Source organism: Paludisphaera borealis (assembly GCF_001956985.1).
GTDB classification, from domain to species: domain Bacteria; phylum Planctomycetota; class Planctomycetia; order Isosphaerales; family Isosphaeraceae; genus Paludisphaera; species Paludisphaera borealis.
Genome location: NZ_CP019082.1, coordinates 20,741 through 35,800, shown reverse-complemented (window position 1 = coordinate 35,800; position 15,060 = coordinate 20,741). Strand labels below are relative to the sequence as shown.

Genomic DNA, 15,060 nt, shown 5'->3' with positions numbered 1-15,060 from the left:
AAGCTGTCTGAATCTGCCAGGACCGGTGCGCTATGCCACCAAGGCGAGGCTTTAACCTGGGGGTTTGTGGTCGGCCACCTCGGCCTTCCAGATCATTCTTGGCGAGAGATCGGCGATTACCAAATCTGCGCAGGGGATTAGCGCAGGGACCCCGAAGGGGGCGGAAGCGCGGAGACGGCGAGGTCAATTGTCAGCGCGGCCTGCCGCCGTGCTGCCGAGCCTGACTCTCGGCCTGGGCTTCGATGCGGCGGACCATCGCCGCCACTTCATGCTCGCCGCGAGCGAGGCCGTAGCGGAGATATTCGCTTGCAAGGCTGTCGATCAGGTCCGAGTCTTTGTCGAACGCGCCGACCTCAACGTTCTGGCCCATGGCGCGCTTGAAAGCCCGTTCCGCCACCAGGCGCTCAACGTCGATGATCCCGTCGCCGAGCACGTTGTCGAGCGAATGGCGGTTGAAGATCCGATTCGGTGCGCGCCCCCCTTCGTGAACCCGGTCCACATCGACCGCGTCCGGCCACCCCTGGCGGACCATCTTGATCGTCAGCTTGTCGGAAGGGAAGTCGATAGTCGTAAAGTCGATCGTTGGGATCTTATCGGGCATATCATCAAGTTCAGCTAGCCAGCAACAATAGATAACACTTCTTAATATATCTATCCAGTAGGTGTCAAGAATTTTAGCGTTTCGGATGTTGAGAGGCCTTTGCCACCCGGCCCAGGCGTTCCAGGAAGCGGCAACTGAGTTCCCATGCTCGCCAGCCCAACGGCCGGCAAATCGTAACCGGCATCCGCGCGGCGCGTTGAAAAATCTTGCACGTGAGATCGACTGTCAGATCGTCGTCCTCGGCAGTAATAATATTTTCGATATCCGAAAAATAATGGCAAAATAGTTTCGACACATCTTTGATACGACTACGCAGCGTGCTTTCGGTCTCCCCAACTAAGGGGGACATTTTTTTAAACGAAAACCGGTCCGAGTTCCGGTCACGGCAGATTTGACCGATCTGGCAAAATCGCTCAAGAGCATCCCTTATGAGTAAAGGCCTGTCGCCCAGCACTTCGATCCCGTCAAGGCCCCATTCCGGCTCGACGCCGATGGCAAGGATCGCCTCCATGATCGCCGCCCGGACGTCGTGTTGGTCGCGCACCCTGGCCTGTGCCGACGTCAGCGCGGGCAGGAAATCACGCGCGCCCGTTCCGATCCTGCCCAGCACCACGGCGGCGGCCTTGGTGACACGAAGGTCGTGATCGTCAAGGGCCGCGGCCAATGCCGAAGCCGCAACGCGTGCATCCGGACCCGTTTCCGCGATGGCCTCTGCCGCTGCAAGGCGGGCCTCCGGCCACTCGCAGGTGAGGCAATTGACTAATCGAGGAACGAGCCCGGCAGCTCCGGTTCCGAGACGCTTTGCAATCTTTGCCCCGACCGTCCGCACGCCGTCGAGCTGGTGATTCAGCATCGCCTCGACGCGCGAAATCGCGTCGGGTAAGTGGGGACCTATCGAAATTAGCGCCGAATCGAGTTGCGGCATGTCGAGGTAGGGTAGCATCGCCTCCAGAGTCGGAAAAGCAAGGGTGGCGCCCGGTCCGATCCAGCCCAGTGCTTTGAGTATAGTTCCGAAGATGAATGGGTCGTCAGGGGGTTCATCAATGGCCGATTCGGCCTCAGCATCGATGACGATTGTCCGTCTTTCGCGCCGAATCGGGTCCGAGAATTCGGCCTGCGCCACTTCGACCAGCGCGGGCACAGCGGCGGTCGCGGCGGCCCCCATCATGGCGAGTGTTTCGGCTGCCAATGCCTTCACTTCCCGGTTCGCTTGACGTAGGCAATCGACAAGCGGCTCGATGCTCGGCTCCCCGATGAGTGCCAGTTGGCGTTGAGCGTTCCACCGGCGTCTGCCTTGCAAGGCCTCGATGAGTGTAGGTATCGCTTCCTCGAGAACGGGCCCCTCGACACCCATCGCCATCGCGACGGCCCAACGGAACTCTGGCTGGCCATCGTCGTACGCCACCAGATCTTTCATGACCGCGGCTTGATTCCCTGAGAGCGATAGCGAACCTGCGGCCACCCGCACTCGCGGGCACGGATCGTCGAGCGAGATTCGATACAGTTTTTCCAAGGTGATTTCGTAGTGAAGCTCGGCTGCGCCGATCGCCAATAAGGCGCACAGGCGCACTTCTTTGTCAATATCGCCCAGAGCCTCGATCAGCAAGGGGACAAGCGTTGCTCTCTCGGCGCGTCGCCGATTCAGGTCGGAAAGGTGACGCTGTAAGCGGTCCAGGCGATTTGTCCTGATCGCTTCCATCATTTGGCGGAGATTTAGCGAATTCTTCGAGCCACCCATCTTGTCACCGGAGCAGATCGGGTTCTGAGGCTTCGCATTAGAGGACGGAGCCCGACATCCTACGGCAGGCAGCGGCCGATAGCGTGCCTGGACGATCCTTAGGGGTCCCATCCACCCAGACGGCCTTCAATTTAGCCAAAAATTCCCCTTGGCTGCCATCTTTCTGCCGCTGACCGAAGATGGCCCCGGATTGCGTAGGGCAGCGGCAGGTGCCGGGCCGTACCCGGCACGGCTTACGGGATTGATTGCCGGTAGGCAATCGCCGAATCTCATGCCCGTCCCGCGGAGCGGGTCGATTTGCGTTTCTCCGATCACCAGTCACTCGGCACCGTCCGGGAAGAACCGCACCGCAAAAGCCTGCGGCGGCAGAGGCGGGCATTCAGGAAATGCCGCTAACGGCTAGGGGCCGCCCCATCGCCCGGAGCCTGTGGCACCGATCGCGCCCTTTCACTACCGCGCCGTTACACGCGGCTGATGGCGTAGCCGTTTACGCGTAGCCTTGCACGCCATTCCTCCAGAGCGACGCCAGGACGGAAGGAGCGGATAGAGCCGGTGCCTTCCCCACGCCTTTCCTTCCCTCCTTGAATCCACCCCCGCACAAGGCCTTATCCGCGAACCTACCGCCGCCGCCGGGCCGGTCAACCACCGGCTTCCGTTGCGAAACAGCCGCGAGCGGCCGTTTCGTTCTCACCCGGCGGTTTGACCGTCGCAATTGCTCCCGCCTTAGGCGTCGGTTGGCCGCTCCTGTAAGGCCCCGATGGCGGGGCCGGAAATTCTAAAGCGAAGGAAAGCATATGTCTCAACCGGCTCACAAATTCCGCTTCCAGAACCTGTCAGTGACGATCTGGCGCAACAAGAACGACAAGGGCACCTGGTACACGGTCAACCCCGCGCGCAGCTACAAGGCGGGCGACGAGACATGGAAGGAAACCGATTCGCTCGGCGCCGACGACCTGCTGATCATGGCGGAACTTCACCGGATGGCGTTTGCCTGGATCGCCAAGCAGATGGCGGCTGACGCTACCGCCCGCAAGGCCCGCGAGGCGGCCGATTCCGCCGACTGACCGTGATGCCGGCGGGGCGATGCCCCGCCGGCGCCGCACATCGTCCAACCATCGAAGGGATTCGACACCATGATCAAGATCATATTCGCATTGAACGCATCCAAATTCCCGCTCGGACAGCTGGTCATCACGGCCAACGCCGCCGGCCGGCTTGATACCGTCGCGGTGCATGAAGCCCTGCGCCGGCATGCGTCCGGTGATTGGGGCGATGTCTGCCCCGAGGATGCGAGTGAAAACGAGCTTTCCCTCAAGGAAGGCTTTCGGCTGCTGTCGATCTACGGCACCGGCGAACGCCGCTTCTGGATCATCACCGAAGCCGACCGTTCGGTTACGACCGTCCTCATGCCCGAGGACTATTAGCAGGCCGGGGCGGGTTGCCGCCCGCCCCGTTTAACAACCACTGAACCTAACTCAATGGAGATTTACTTATGAACCATCAATTGATCGAAATCAACAAGCTTGAGAAGTCGTCGCAAAACGCACGTCGTACCGTCATCAAGGGAGCCGGCGAAGATCTGAAAGACTCGATCGACGCCCACGGCCTGATGCACAATCTGGTTGTCATCGACGAGGGTGACGGAACGTACCGCGTCACCGACGGCGCGCGCCGCCTCGCGGCCCTGAAAGCCTTGCAGAAGGAGGGAAAATTACCCGCCGACCACGCGGTGCCCTGTCAGGTGCGAAGCAAGGAAAGCGCTTTGGAAACGAGCCTCGCCGCAAACACGGTGCGGCTCGCCATGCACCCGGCGGATGAGTACGAGGCCTTTGCCAAGCTCGCCGCCGACCACACGCCCGAGCAGATCGCCCAGCGTTTCGGCAAGACGGTTAAATACGTCGAGCAACTGATGAAGCTCGGCAACGCCGATCCCCGGCTGCTCAGGGAATACCGCGAGGAAAACCTGACTCTCGACTGTCTGAAGGCGTTTGCGATCACCGACGACCGCAAGCGGCAGATGAAGGTCTACCGCGCTCTCAAAGACAGCCATTCCCTGAACCCTCGCGCCATCCGGGCCGCCCTCACCGACACAATGGCGGATGCGGACGGCAAGCTGGCGAAGTTCGTCGGCCTGGATGCCTACCGCGAAGCGGGTGGCACAACGCAGAGCGATTTGTTCAGCGAAACGATTTATCTGGAAAACGCGGCGCTGCTGCACGAGCTGGCAAACGACAGGTTGGCTGCCGTCCAGCAGGAGCTGGAAGCCGAAGGCTGGGGCTGGATCGAAATCAGCCCGGAGCGCGATTGGGAGGTTATCTACCCATGCGGCCACATCCACCCGCTGCCGGGCGAGATGCCCGCCGAGCTGGCCGGGCAGCGCGAACTGATCGAAGCAGAGCTTGCCGGAATCGAGCAGACGCTTGAGGACACGGAATCCGACGAGATGACCCAGGCACAGGAAGCGGCGGAAGCCAGGCTTGCCGACATCGACCGGCAAATCGCCGGCTTCGCCGTCTACGATCCCGAAGAAATCAAGATCGCCGGGTGCTACGTGTCGATCGACACCGACGGCTCGCTTCGCATCGAAAAAGGGCTGGTGCGCAAACAGGACATGAAGCGGCTGGCCAAAGGCGACGACGCCATACCGAAGAGGCCGAAGGGGATGCCCCAAACGCTCAAGCGTGACCTGGAAGCCAACCGCCTTCAAATCGCCCAGGTGGAAATCGCCAAAAACCGGCTGGTCGCCCTCGACCTGCTGATCTTCACCGTCGTCAACGACGCTGTGTCCCGGCGGTTAGTCGGTTGCAGCGGGCTGGACGTGAATTTCAGGAAGACCCGCCCGACGGTCAAGGAACTGACCGCCGCCGATCACGCCCTGAAAGCTATCGAGGAGGCGCTGCCGCTGGCATGGCTGAAACCGAAAACCGAAGCCGAGCAATTTCGGGTTTTCAGCAACCTGTCGGATACGCAGAAGCTGCATCTGCTGGCCTGGTGCGTCGCCGGCAGCCTGAAGCCGCAGCTTTCGACCGGCAGGGAAGCCACCGCCTACGAACTGGCGTTGTCGCTGACCGGCGCCGAGGTGGCCGGTTACTGGCGTCCGACCGTGGCCAATTACCTTGGCCGCATCACCCGCGACCAGCTGCTTGCCCTCGGACGCGATACCCTCGGCGACGCCTGGGCGCAGTCGAGGCACCGCGACAAGAAGGGCGAGCTGGCCGCTCAGCTTGAGCGAGCCTTTGCCGATCCGGAAAAGCACGGCCGCACGCCGGAGCAGATCGCCAAGCTCACCCGCTGGCTGCCCGAAGGCATGGCGTTCACCGACACCGCACCGGCGACGCCGAAATCGAAGAAATCCGCCCGCAAAGCGGCGTAACCCTCAACCGGGGCGGGCTTCGGCCTGCCCCTTATTTATGGAGATTCATGTGAGTGCTTTTATTTGCAACTTGTCGCACGTCACCGCCTTGGCGGTTTACGCAGCGAGAAACCGCATCCTCGGACGTGACGACGCCCTTGGCATCGGCGAGATGCTTCACGCCGAGAACGTGGCGAGCGTCAATTACCGCTATCGCGAAACCACCCGGCCCGACTTCCGGCTGTGCGGGTGGGCGGCGTTCCACCCGTTTTCCCGCGTGCAGATTGTCAAGGCCGCCCGCTGCCTTGATTATCAATCCTGTGAGCATCCAGGCTGGCAGAAATGCGACGCGTGCCGCCTGCTGGCCGCAATCATCGCCGGTGATGACGACAGTTTGCCCGGCTACGAAGCCGCCGAGTGGGAGATCACGCCGTTAGGGAACGCGGCATAGCCGGAAAGGAATCACGCCATGGACGCCATCGAAACCCGTACCGTCGAGCAGAACGGCCAGACCTACCGCATCACCATCTATGCCGACGAGGACGCGCCCAACCCGCTGGAGGATTGGAGCGAAATGGGCGCCATCCTGAGCCTGAGCCGCCGGCACGCCAACTTCGATCCCGACGGCATCGAGGAGGCGATCGAGAGCAACGCCGACGCGGTGCCGCTCAGTTATTACGAGCATGGAAGCTGCCTATGGTGCGTGGCCGGCGAACTGCCCGCCGGGGCGGCCTGCCCGTGGGATTCGGTGCGCTTCGCCGGACTCTGGCTGCCCGACGCCGACACGCTGGAATCCGCCCGCAACTATGGCGGCAGGACGCGGTTTCATTTCATGCGCAAGCGCGCCCGCCAGGCGTGCGGCGCTTATACGCTCTGGTGCAATGGCGAGGTGTACGGCTACGAGGTCGAGCGAATCGTCACCTGCGGCGAATGCGACGGCGAAAAAGCCGATCCGGTCGATTCCTGTTGGGGATTCTTCGGGCTGGAGGTGTGCCGCGTTGAAGCGGCGGCTGCGGTCGCCGAGTTGCGCAAAGCCGCTTGATCATGGGTAAATTTTCGATTAGCAAGGACGCAGGAGGAACGATGAAGAAAGTCAGGATGACGCTGGAAGGCCTCGACGGCAACGCCTTCGCGCTGCTCGGCGCTTTCACGGAAAACGCGACGCGGCAGGGATGGAGAGACGAGGAAATCGAGGTCGTCCGGCGAGAAGCGATGGCCGGCGATTACCGCCACCTTCTGCAAACGCTGGCCGCCCACACCGATGACACCGAGGTCGAGATGAGGATCAGCTGGATGTCGCAGACGACGATGGAGCCTTTCACCTATCCGGTGCCCGACATGGACACGGCAAGCCTGCTGCTCGACGCCCTGGCCCAATACGATCTGTTCCAGTTCGAGCGCAAGGTAAAGCCGGATTACGCGAATTGCGGCGGCGCCGAATGGCGGCATCCCATACTAACCGGCGGCGAATGGGTCGAGTTCGACCCCGATGACGCCAGCGACCGGATGGAGCTGGCCGCCATGGTGGCCGAGTTAGCCGAATGGTCGCGTGGGGACGGCCAGGCGAATTGACACGACCTGCCGACCGCGCTATACCGGCTGCGCAGCAACGAAACAGCGAGGGCGCATGGCCGATTGGGTGAAACGGACGCAGGCCATCCAGGTGGGCGACACGGTCGCTTATAGCAAGGCGTTCCTGCAAAGCACCGGGCAATATACCGGCGACGTGCCGCATGCTCGCGGCAAGGTGACGGCGCTCCAAACGCTCGGCAAGGATGTCACGCTGGCCGAAATCGAATGGGATAAGCCCGACCTGCCGGGCCGCGTCAACGTCAAAAACCTGACGACCGCCAGGGGCATCGCCCTCGGGGAATGAGCCCAGGAATCGTGAGACTTCTCGCTGAAGCCGACAGCCTCTCGATGCCCTTTCATGCGACGTGGCCCTTTGTCGTCGGCTTCGAGGCCATGTCCTCTGGCTCCTCCGTCGGGGGATCATCGGCCCAGCGCTTACGGATCGCTCGTTCTCGCCTCCAGTACCCGTCCAGCAACAGTACCAGGAACCGCACCGTCGTCCGCCGCGTCCGCCACTTGTACCGCGACTTCTCCTCGTGCCGCAGCTTGCGGTTGACCCGCTCCACATGGTTGTTCGTCCGTTCCCGCCGACTGGCTCGGCTCTTCAGGAAGGCGATCATCTTCACGAACTTCTCCGCCGCCAGCATCTCCAGGGCCTGCGCCAGTTCCGGGACCGCATGGAATCGGCGGTCCGCCACCAACGCGGCCTGGCGCCTCCAGGCCAAGGACTCGGTCTGATCTTCCTCGAAGAGCGCCTCCAGGCGGTCGACGAACTCACGGAGCACCTTCAACTCGGGCATGTAGCTCTGCATCGTCGCAAGGTCGACCCGCTCCTGGCGGGTCATCTTCTCCCGACGCTTCACGACCAAGTAGCGGTGCCGGTGCACGAACAACGACTTCTCCTTGTTCGTCAGGCCCCTCCGCTTCGCCCGTCGCTTCGGCGGCCGCCCGCGCCTCCGCTTCCGGCCGCGGTTGCCTCGCCGTGACATCGCTCGCCGCTGGCGACGCAAGGCGTCCAGGACCCCTACATGGAGATCCTTCAGGACGTGGAAGACGCACAACTGGTGCCGGGCGTCCGGCCACAGCTTGGCCAGGATACCCGGGTACAGGTTCGAACCGTCGGTCACGACCACCTGGGGCGAAAGCCCCCAGGTCTTGAGGTTCTGGAGGAACCGTCGCATGTGGGGTTGGTCGTTGATGCCGACCAGCGCGAAGGCCACCGGCAGGTCGTTCAACGGGTCGGTCGCCAGCAGCAAGGTCATCTTGCCCAGGTGCAGTTCGTCGACGCAGAGGGTCCCGCTGAAATGGGCCAGGACCCAGCGGCGGTGATCGGCCAGGTCGAGCCGCCGAACTTGCCAGTCGAGGCAGTCGTAGACGAACCCGTCGGAGAGGTTCAGGAGGAAGTCCCGCTCCATCGAGGCGATGACCCGCTCGACGCTCATGCCATCCTCCAGGATGCGGTCGAGCACGGCGCGGCGGACCTTGTTGTCGTACAGCGCGCGGGGTTCGACGCCTGGAGGGGTGGTGCGGAAGGTCGTGCAGCACCGACAGCGGGCTCGGTATTCGCCGTAGGTGATGTCGAGGAAGACGACCTCCTTGTAAGCGATGGTGCGGACCTGGCGGTTGTGAACGGCCTTGCGATGGCCGAGTTTACCGCATGTCGGACAGGGGGCTTTGCGCGGCGCGCACCGGATGGGTATGGTGCGCACGTGGGGGCCGATGGTCTCCATGACCTGCGTGCTCCTGTGGGCTGGTTAAGCACCCACAAGCACGCAGGCTTTCTCTCGCCACGTCAAGGTCGCCGGCCAAGGGATCGTCGCATGGATGACTGGCCGTTCGCGGACCCGCCGAATGTGATGACCGTCACCATGCAACAGATCGTCCACGGGGGCGAGCCCATCCTGCTGGTCTGCCACGACGCCGACGATGGCTCTTGGCAGTTTCTCACCGGCGGCTCGTTCCATGTCACGGACGGAAAGTTGGTGACCTTACGCAGCATGGTTGAGCGCGACTCGAGCCTCGCCGAACTGGCTGACTTGCCCGTGGGCTGGCAAGCGTGGCGCGAGCGGAGGGGTTCGCCCTGGGAGCGAGGGCCAGTGGACTCCGCCGAAGATCAGTAAGGCCCACAAAAGTAGCCCAGTCGGGTTCAGCGAGAAGTCTCGGAATCGTCGCTCTCTTTCCTTCCGCCTTCCTCACCCCCTGAAACACGATCCGGCCATCGCGGCTGGCGCCGCCCGCGTGCTTTCGTGGTGCGCTCCGCTCCCGTCGCAGTAGCGACCGGCAAGCCGCACTTTCGCCCGCTGATGGGAAGCGGGGGCGATCCCCCGGCCGGTCAAGGCTGCCCTGACGGCGGCCGGCGCGGTTTCCCCCCAGCCTTCCGCGCTGCGCTTGTGCAGGCCGGTGCCCCCCACGCCGCCCGGCCCTGACCGTCCTCCCCCCTTAGCAGGCCTTTCCTTCGTTCCGGTTGAATGCGCGCGACGCATCCAACCAGACACTTCAACGAAGGAGAGAAAGCTCATGAATCCCGACCGCACCGACGTCTACACCCGCGTCACCGCCGCCATCATCGCCGAGCTGGAGAAGGGCGTCAGGCCCTGGCTCAAGCCGTGGAACGCCGAGCACGCCGCAGGCCGCATCACCCGGCCGTTGCGTTTCAACGGCCAGCCCTATAAGGGCGTCAACGTGCTGATGCTGTGGATGTCGGCCGAGCTGCAAGGCTTTGCCGCCCCGATCTGGATGACCTTCAACCAGGCGAAGGACATCGGCGGCTTCGTCAAGAAGGGCTCGAAGGGATCGCTGGTCGTCTACGCCGACCGCATCCGCAAGTCCGACACCGGCGACGACGGCGAGGAGGCCGAGCGCGACATCTTCTTCATGAAGGGTTACACCGTCTTCAACGTCGATCAGATCGAGGGCCTGCCCGATCACTACTACGCCGCCGCCGCCCCGCAGCTCGACCCGGTGCAGCGCATCGAGGCGGCCGACCTGTTTTTCGCCAATACCCACGCCGACATCCGCCACGGCGGGAACGCCGCCTACTACGCGTGTGAAGCCGATTACGTGCAGATGCCGCCCTTCGTCGCCTTCCACGACGCGCAGTCCTATTGCTCGACCCTCGCCCACGAGCTGACCCACTGGACCAAGCACCCCAAGCGGCTCGACCGCGAATTCGGCCGCAAGAAATTCGGCGATGAAGGCTATGCCCGCGAGGAGCTGGTGGCCGAGATCGGCGCCGCCTTCCTGTGCTGTGACCTGGGCATTGCCGCCGAGCCGCGTGAGGATCACGCCAGCTACCTCGATCACTGGCTGAAAGTGCTCGAAGAAGACAAGCGGGCGATCTTCCAGGCCGCCGCCCACGCCCAGAAGGCGGCCGATTACCTGCACTCGCTCCAGCCGCAGCCGCTCGCTCCCTGAGGGCCGACCGAGCGACCGAATCCTGACGCCGCCCTTCGGGCGGCGTTTTCGTTTGCATGCCGTGGCTTGCACGGCGGCGACAGATACCACAAGCGGCGCGACCCCTCGGGAGCCCGGACGAGTTCACGACTCGCCGCGCTGCACCGGCTTTATCCAGCTTTGCCCGTGATTTGGCCGATGATCGCAGACACCACGCGGCGGAGGACTCTCGCCGGGCCATCGGACGGACGACCCTAACCGCCTCGAACGTGGTATCTGTAATTCTTGCCCGTGACGCCGTTTCGTGCTATGCGTCCGGCCATGGCCTTCATCGCGCTCCGACGATCACGCAACACCAGCGGCTATTACCTTGTCGAGAGCTACCGCGACGAGGTAGGACGGTCGCGCAAGCGGACGCTCTGCTACCTCGGGCGCGAGCAGGACGGCACCGACACGCTGGCGAAGGCGCTGGCCCACTGGCAGCGGAACGCCCGCAAGATCGCCCGTGAGCTGCGCACCGCCGCCGGCCCGCGAAAAGTGATGCTGAGGGAGCGGAAGAACGCCGCCGCCGGCCGCATCGCCGTCATCAAAGTCCACATCAGGCGGGCCGCCGCCGCCGCGGCGGAGCAGAAATGGCGGGAGCAGCAGGCCGAAGCCGAGCGGCGGCGGCGCGAGCGGCTGGCCGAGCAGGCGGAGCACTGGCAGGCCATCGAGCGGCTGAAACGGCAGCCGTCGGCCGAGCATTCCCAGGCCGCCAAGCGCGCCTTTCGCTTTCTCGCCCTGCGCCTGCACCCCGACCAGGGAGGCAGCCACGAGGAATTCATCCGGCTCAAGGACGCTTACGAGCGAGCCGAAGCCGCGTGGCGCCGCATGGCGGGGTGACCGCCCCGGTCGCCGTCACTGCCGCTCGATCTCGCGGATGGTGATGCGCCGGATGAAGACGGGACCGCGATCGTCGCGGCCGGTCGGGTGCTCCCGCACCCAGTGGATGACCTGGCGGCCAATCTGGGTGCATAGCGCCAGCAGGTTCCGCCCCTCGATCAGCACCTCATAAATAACGCTGCCGTTGAAGCGCACGAGCAGGGCCGGGCCCGCGCCCGGCTGGTCTGTTTCGATCATGCGCACCCGCTCGAACCCGGCATAGCAGAAGCCGTCCGGCAGCCCGGTCCTGGACAGGAAGAAAATCGTCGCCAGCGGGCGGCCGGCGACGCGCGAATGCGCTTCGTAGGCGTCGCCGATCTGGGGCAGCGGCGCCAGCTCCTCTGGCGACAGCGGCGTTTCATCCGGCGGCGCGGGCGGTACCGGCGGATGAGTTACCGGTGGCGGATCCTGTCTCGCCGTCCTGCCGATCGCGTCAAGAAGGCTCGATTTCGGTCGGTCCAGGCCGATCACGTTCTCACCGCTCATGGCCGTAGCTCCTCTCCTGTTGCATGATCCGTGCCGCGTGCGAAAGCGGCGGCGTGGGCGGCTTCGGCGTCAGCGGCCGGCTGGCCCGCTTCCATGCCGCCCGCATGCGGTTCAGCGCCGATGCCCGCTGCCGCCGGGCGATGCCGTCGATCCGCCGTTCCTCGCGCTTGGTTTCCCGTGGCAATACGGCCTTCAGATCGAGCGCCAGCCGTTTCTGGCTGTCCTTCTGGATGGCGTCGCGGATGTCGGCCTTATCGTCGGTATAGAGCCGCAGCCGCCCCGACGCCCGGCTTGCCGACACGTAGAGTTGTTGCATGTTGATCGCCGCCCGGCCCGCCTCCGCCGACATGCCGAGGATGACCTGCTGGACCGTGCGGCCCTGGCTGCCGATCGAGGTTTCGACGAAGCCCTGGCGGAAATGCCCGGCGTCCCTGGCGACCACCCAGCCGTTGTCGAGGCGGATATTGCCCGCGTCGGTGAAGCCGGCCACCGCATGCGCGTCGCCGTTTTTGATGACGTGATCCTTGCCCAGCGTGCGCACCGTCGAGGTGAAGCGGATCACGTCGCCCGCCGCCAGCCGGATCGCCTCTTCGCGGAAGAGGGCGAATTTGTCGGCATGCTCGACCGGCACGGCGGCCGGATCGGTCACCTTGAGCCGGTCGCCCTTGGTGAAGCCGCCCTTGGCATTCTGGTGGAAGACCAGCACGTCGCCGGCCCGGTAGGTGGCGGCCTCGCCGCGCTCCGCTTCCGACGTATCGACCGCCGCCAGCCGGTTGAACTCTCGCTCATCGTCGCCGAGCTTGCCGGCCTCGCGCAGCTGGGCGCGGATCTCGCCGGTGATGTGCCCGGCCTCGCGGTGCGTCGGTGCGACGATCAGCACGTCGTTCCAGGCCGTGCCGGATTGCAGCGCCTGCACGTAATCTGCCGCCATGTGCGTGTAACGATCCTGCCCGTGGTCGATCTCCTCGACCCAGCCGAGCTTGTCGAGCGCATCGAACCCGGCGAGCGACTTTCCTTCGGACAGCGATTGCGCCGCCGCCCGGTATTCGGGATCTTTCTGACGCAGGATCTCGGTGAGGCGGAACGGCTTGACATGGCCGTAATCGGTCAGCAGCCGGAGGAAGGCGCCGCGCGGGATGCTGCCGTGCTGCATCGGATCGCCGACGAAGATCAGCTTCAGATCGTGCTTCCGGGCGACGGCGAACAGCTTCGCCGCGTCGGCATGCCCGAGGATCGAGGTTTCGTCGATCACCACCCTGCCGCCGGCCGCCGCCTGCTGCATTTTTTCGTCAAGAAGGAAGCGCGCGACGGTTTGCGTTTCCTCGAAGCCGTCTTTCTTCAGCACCTTGACGGCGGTGGCCGTGGTGCCGAGATAGGTCACGGTCTCGCCGGCCAGCGTCGCCCCTTCGTCGAATTTCCTGAGCAGCTTCGACTTGCCGGCACCGGCCGGGCCGAGCACGACATTCACCCGGTTTTGCGATTCGAGCAGGCCGCGAGCGGCTTCCCATTGCCCGTCATTGAGCGTTTCGCCCGTTTCCAGCTTGCGCGTAAGCCCCTCCTCTACGCCAATCGCCGCCACCATGCCCCTGCCGTCCGCCGCGAACGCCGCCAGGCCGTCCTCCTCCTCCATGAGCTGTTTCGTGGTGGCGAGCCGCCTGCCGTCCTTGTCGACGACGATCACACCCTGACGGGCCAGCTCACGCTCGATATCGTCCGGCGTGGCGCTCCCCATCGATTGCTCCAGCGCCGTGGTCACCAGCTGCTCGATCGGCAGCGCCGACTCTTTCTCGAAATGGTGCCGCATCGAGAAATCGGCCGCCTTCGCCGCCAGGGACGGCGATTTGGGATTCAGCCCGAGGCGGGCGCGCCCGATGGTGTCGTCGATCTGCCGACCTTCCTCTTCGGAAATCAGGCTGGCCCAGTAATCGTGGCAATCGTCCGAGGTCAGATCGTCGCGCTTGGTGCGCCTGCTGGTGGCGCCCAGCCGGTCGCGCTCGACCGGCGACAGGTGATCCGGCGCATACGGGTCCAGCGCCTTGCGCCCGGCGACGATCTCCCGCTCCAGCCGCTTCACTTCCTGCGTCCGCCTCGACAGGCGCTCGATGACGCTGGCGGGCATGCCCTTGATGTCCCACGAGTAATAGCCGGCCTTGCCCTTGCCGTCGTCCTTGAGCCTGGTTTCGATCTCGTAGCCCAGGCCTGAGAGCTTGGCCGCGAAGATCGCGTCGAAGGAGCGGTCGAAATACTTGCGCAAATCCATGATCGGCCGGAACTTGACCGCCTTCCACCGCTGTTCGACGTCGTCCCAGGTTTCATTGGGCACGACGAGATGCGCGTGGCGGTCGGGCAGCGGCATGATCCGCCAGGGATGGTCTTCCGGCAGGTTTTCATCCTCGACCGGTCGCGTTTCGTCATGCTCGATCGCGTAGGCGAGCAGATTGCCCGTCACCCGGTCATCCTGCCGGCCGTCGATCCGCACCCGCGTCGTCGCGTAGCGCTCGACCATGGAGAAAGCCTCGCGGTAGGATTCGCGGAAGGCGTCGAGCACGCGGGTATCGCCGCGCTCGATGGCCAGCGTCGGCCCTTTGGGCATGCTGGCGGTCAGATCCCACGCCGCGATGCGGTCGTCCCGCAGCCGGGCGGTGAGCTGCTCGCCGGTGTGCGGATCGAGGCCGCGGATCAGCCGCTTGAAATGCTCGTAGTCGGGTTTCTGGCCGGTGAGGCCCAGCATGTCGCCCGACTTGCCGATCCATTCGCTATGTAACTCGCCTTCGGCCCGGTAGTAGCCGGCATCGGATTTTTCGTAATACAGCTCGGCGCGGCGGGCGCCGCGTTCACCTTTTCCGACCGGCTTCATGCGAAGCATGGGCCACCCCCTGAGTGAGCTACATCTGGGGGGATCATAGGTTGCGAAACTACTAAATCAAGTGGCTTTTACGTGTAAGCGCTTTCACACAGAAAGGTAGCAGTCTGATGCCCTAGCCGTGGCCGGCTAGG

The 15,060-nt window shown here is 64.2% G+C and carries 15 protein-coding genes; 10 read left to right on the top strand and 5 right to left on the bottom strand.

What is annotated here, in order from left to right; translation table 11 throughout:
* Positions 1-190: 190 nt before the first annotated feature.
* Both BSF38_RS00165 and BSF38_RS00160 read right to left on the bottom strand, forming a co-directional pair.
* The gene (locus tag BSF38_RS00165; RefSeq protein WP_145951899.1) at positions 191-532 is read right to left on the bottom strand and encodes a hypothetical protein; all 342 of its coding nucleotides are present in this window, start codon (positions 530-532) and stop codon (positions 191-193) included.
* Between the two features lie 142 nt (positions 533-674).
* Positions 675-2,303: a HEAT repeat domain-containing protein gene (locus BSF38_RS00160; RefSeq protein ID WP_076342920.1), complete on the bottom strand. Its 1,629-nt coding sequence runs from the start codon at positions 2,301-2,303 to the stop codon at positions 675-677.
* An 830-nt stretch (positions 2,304-3,133) separates the two neighbouring features.
* On the opposite strand from BSF38_RS00160, the gene BSF38_RS00155 reads away from it, so the two are divergent.
* From BSF38_RS00155 to BSF38_RS00125, 7 genes are all read left to right on the top strand, one after another.
* Positions 3,134-3,403, top strand: coding sequence for a hypothetical protein (locus BSF38_RS00155; protein WP_076342919.1), 270 nt, complete (start codon positions 3,134-3,136; stop codon positions 3,401-3,403).
* Between the two features lie 69 nt (positions 3,404-3,472).
* A complete protein-coding gene (locus tag BSF38_RS00150) occupies positions 3,473-3,763 on the top strand; it encodes an SH3 domain-containing protein (RefSeq protein WP_076342918.1) in 291 nt (96 codons plus the stop codon).
* 68 nt (positions 3,764-3,831) lie between these two features.
* Positions 3,832-5,712, top strand: coding sequence for a ParB/RepB/Spo0J family partition protein (locus tag BSF38_RS00145; protein ID WP_076342917.1), 1,881 nt, complete (start codon positions 3,832-3,834; stop codon positions 5,710-5,712).
* Positions 5,713-5,761: 49 nt separating this feature from the next.
* Positions 5,762-6,142: a hypothetical protein gene (locus BSF38_RS00140; RefSeq protein ID WP_083712576.1), complete on the top strand. Its 381-nt coding sequence runs from the start codon at positions 5,762-5,764 to the stop codon at positions 6,140-6,142.
* Between the two features lie 18 nt (positions 6,143-6,160).
* Entirely contained in the window at positions 6,161-6,733 is a 573-nt protein-coding gene (locus BSF38_RS00135; protein ID WP_076342915.1) for a hypothetical protein, read from the top strand.
* A 41-nt stretch (positions 6,734-6,774) separates the two neighbouring features.
* Entirely contained in the window at positions 6,775-7,263 is a 489-nt protein-coding gene (locus tag BSF38_RS00130; protein ID WP_076342914.1) for a hypothetical protein, read from the top strand.
* 55 nt (positions 7,264-7,318) lie between these two features.
* Positions 7,319-7,567 (top strand): hypothetical protein, encoded by a 249-nt coding sequence (locus BSF38_RS00125; protein WP_076342913.1) that lies wholly within the window; start codon positions 7,319-7,321, stop codon positions 7,565-7,567.
* A gap of 52 nt (positions 7,568-7,619) precedes the next feature.
* Here BSF38_RS00125 and BSF38_RS00120 read toward each other — a convergent pair whose 3' ends face one another.
* Entirely contained in the window at positions 7,620-8,993 is a 1,374-nt protein-coding gene (locus BSF38_RS00120) for a transposase (RefSeq protein ID WP_076342912.1), read from the bottom strand.
* A 90-nt stretch (positions 8,994-9,083) separates the two neighbouring features.
* Here BSF38_RS00120 and BSF38_RS00115 point away from each other — a divergent pair, with 90 nt between their 5' ends.
* The 3 genes from BSF38_RS00115 to BSF38_RS00105 all read left to right on the top strand — a co-directional run bounded on the left by BSF38_RS00115 (position 9,084) and on the right by BSF38_RS00105 (position 11,538).
* On the top strand, positions 9,084-9,383 hold the full coding sequence (locus BSF38_RS00115; protein ID WP_076342911.1) for a hypothetical protein: 300 nt from the start codon (positions 9,084-9,086) through the stop codon (positions 9,381-9,383).
* 397 nt (positions 9,384-9,780) lie between these two features.
* Entirely contained in the window at positions 9,781-10,677 is an 897-nt protein-coding gene (locus tag BSF38_RS00110) for an ArdC family protein (protein ID WP_076342910.1), read from the top strand.
* A 300-nt stretch (positions 10,678-10,977) separates the two neighbouring features.
* Positions 10,978-11,538, top strand: coding sequence for a J domain-containing protein (locus BSF38_RS00105; protein WP_145951897.1), 561 nt, complete (start codon positions 10,978-10,980; stop codon positions 11,536-11,538).
* 15 nt (positions 11,539-11,553) lie between these two features.
* Here the strand turns inward: BSF38_RS00105 and BSF38_RS00100 are convergent, their stop codons facing one another.
* Positions 11,554-12,063 carry a hypothetical protein gene (locus BSF38_RS00100; protein ID WP_076342908.1) on the bottom strand — a complete coding sequence of 170 codons (510 nt, stop codon included), beginning with the start codon at positions 12,061-12,063 and terminating at the stop codon, positions 11,554-11,556.
* A complete protein-coding gene (gene mobF / locus BSF38_RS00095) occupies positions 12,053-14,929 on the bottom strand; it encodes a MobF family relaxase (protein WP_076342907.1) in 2,877 nt (958 codons plus the stop codon). The genes BSF38_RS00100 and mobF overlap by 11 nt, the downstream gene beginning before the upstream one ends.
* Between the last annotated feature and the right edge of the window lie 131 nt (positions 14,930-15,060).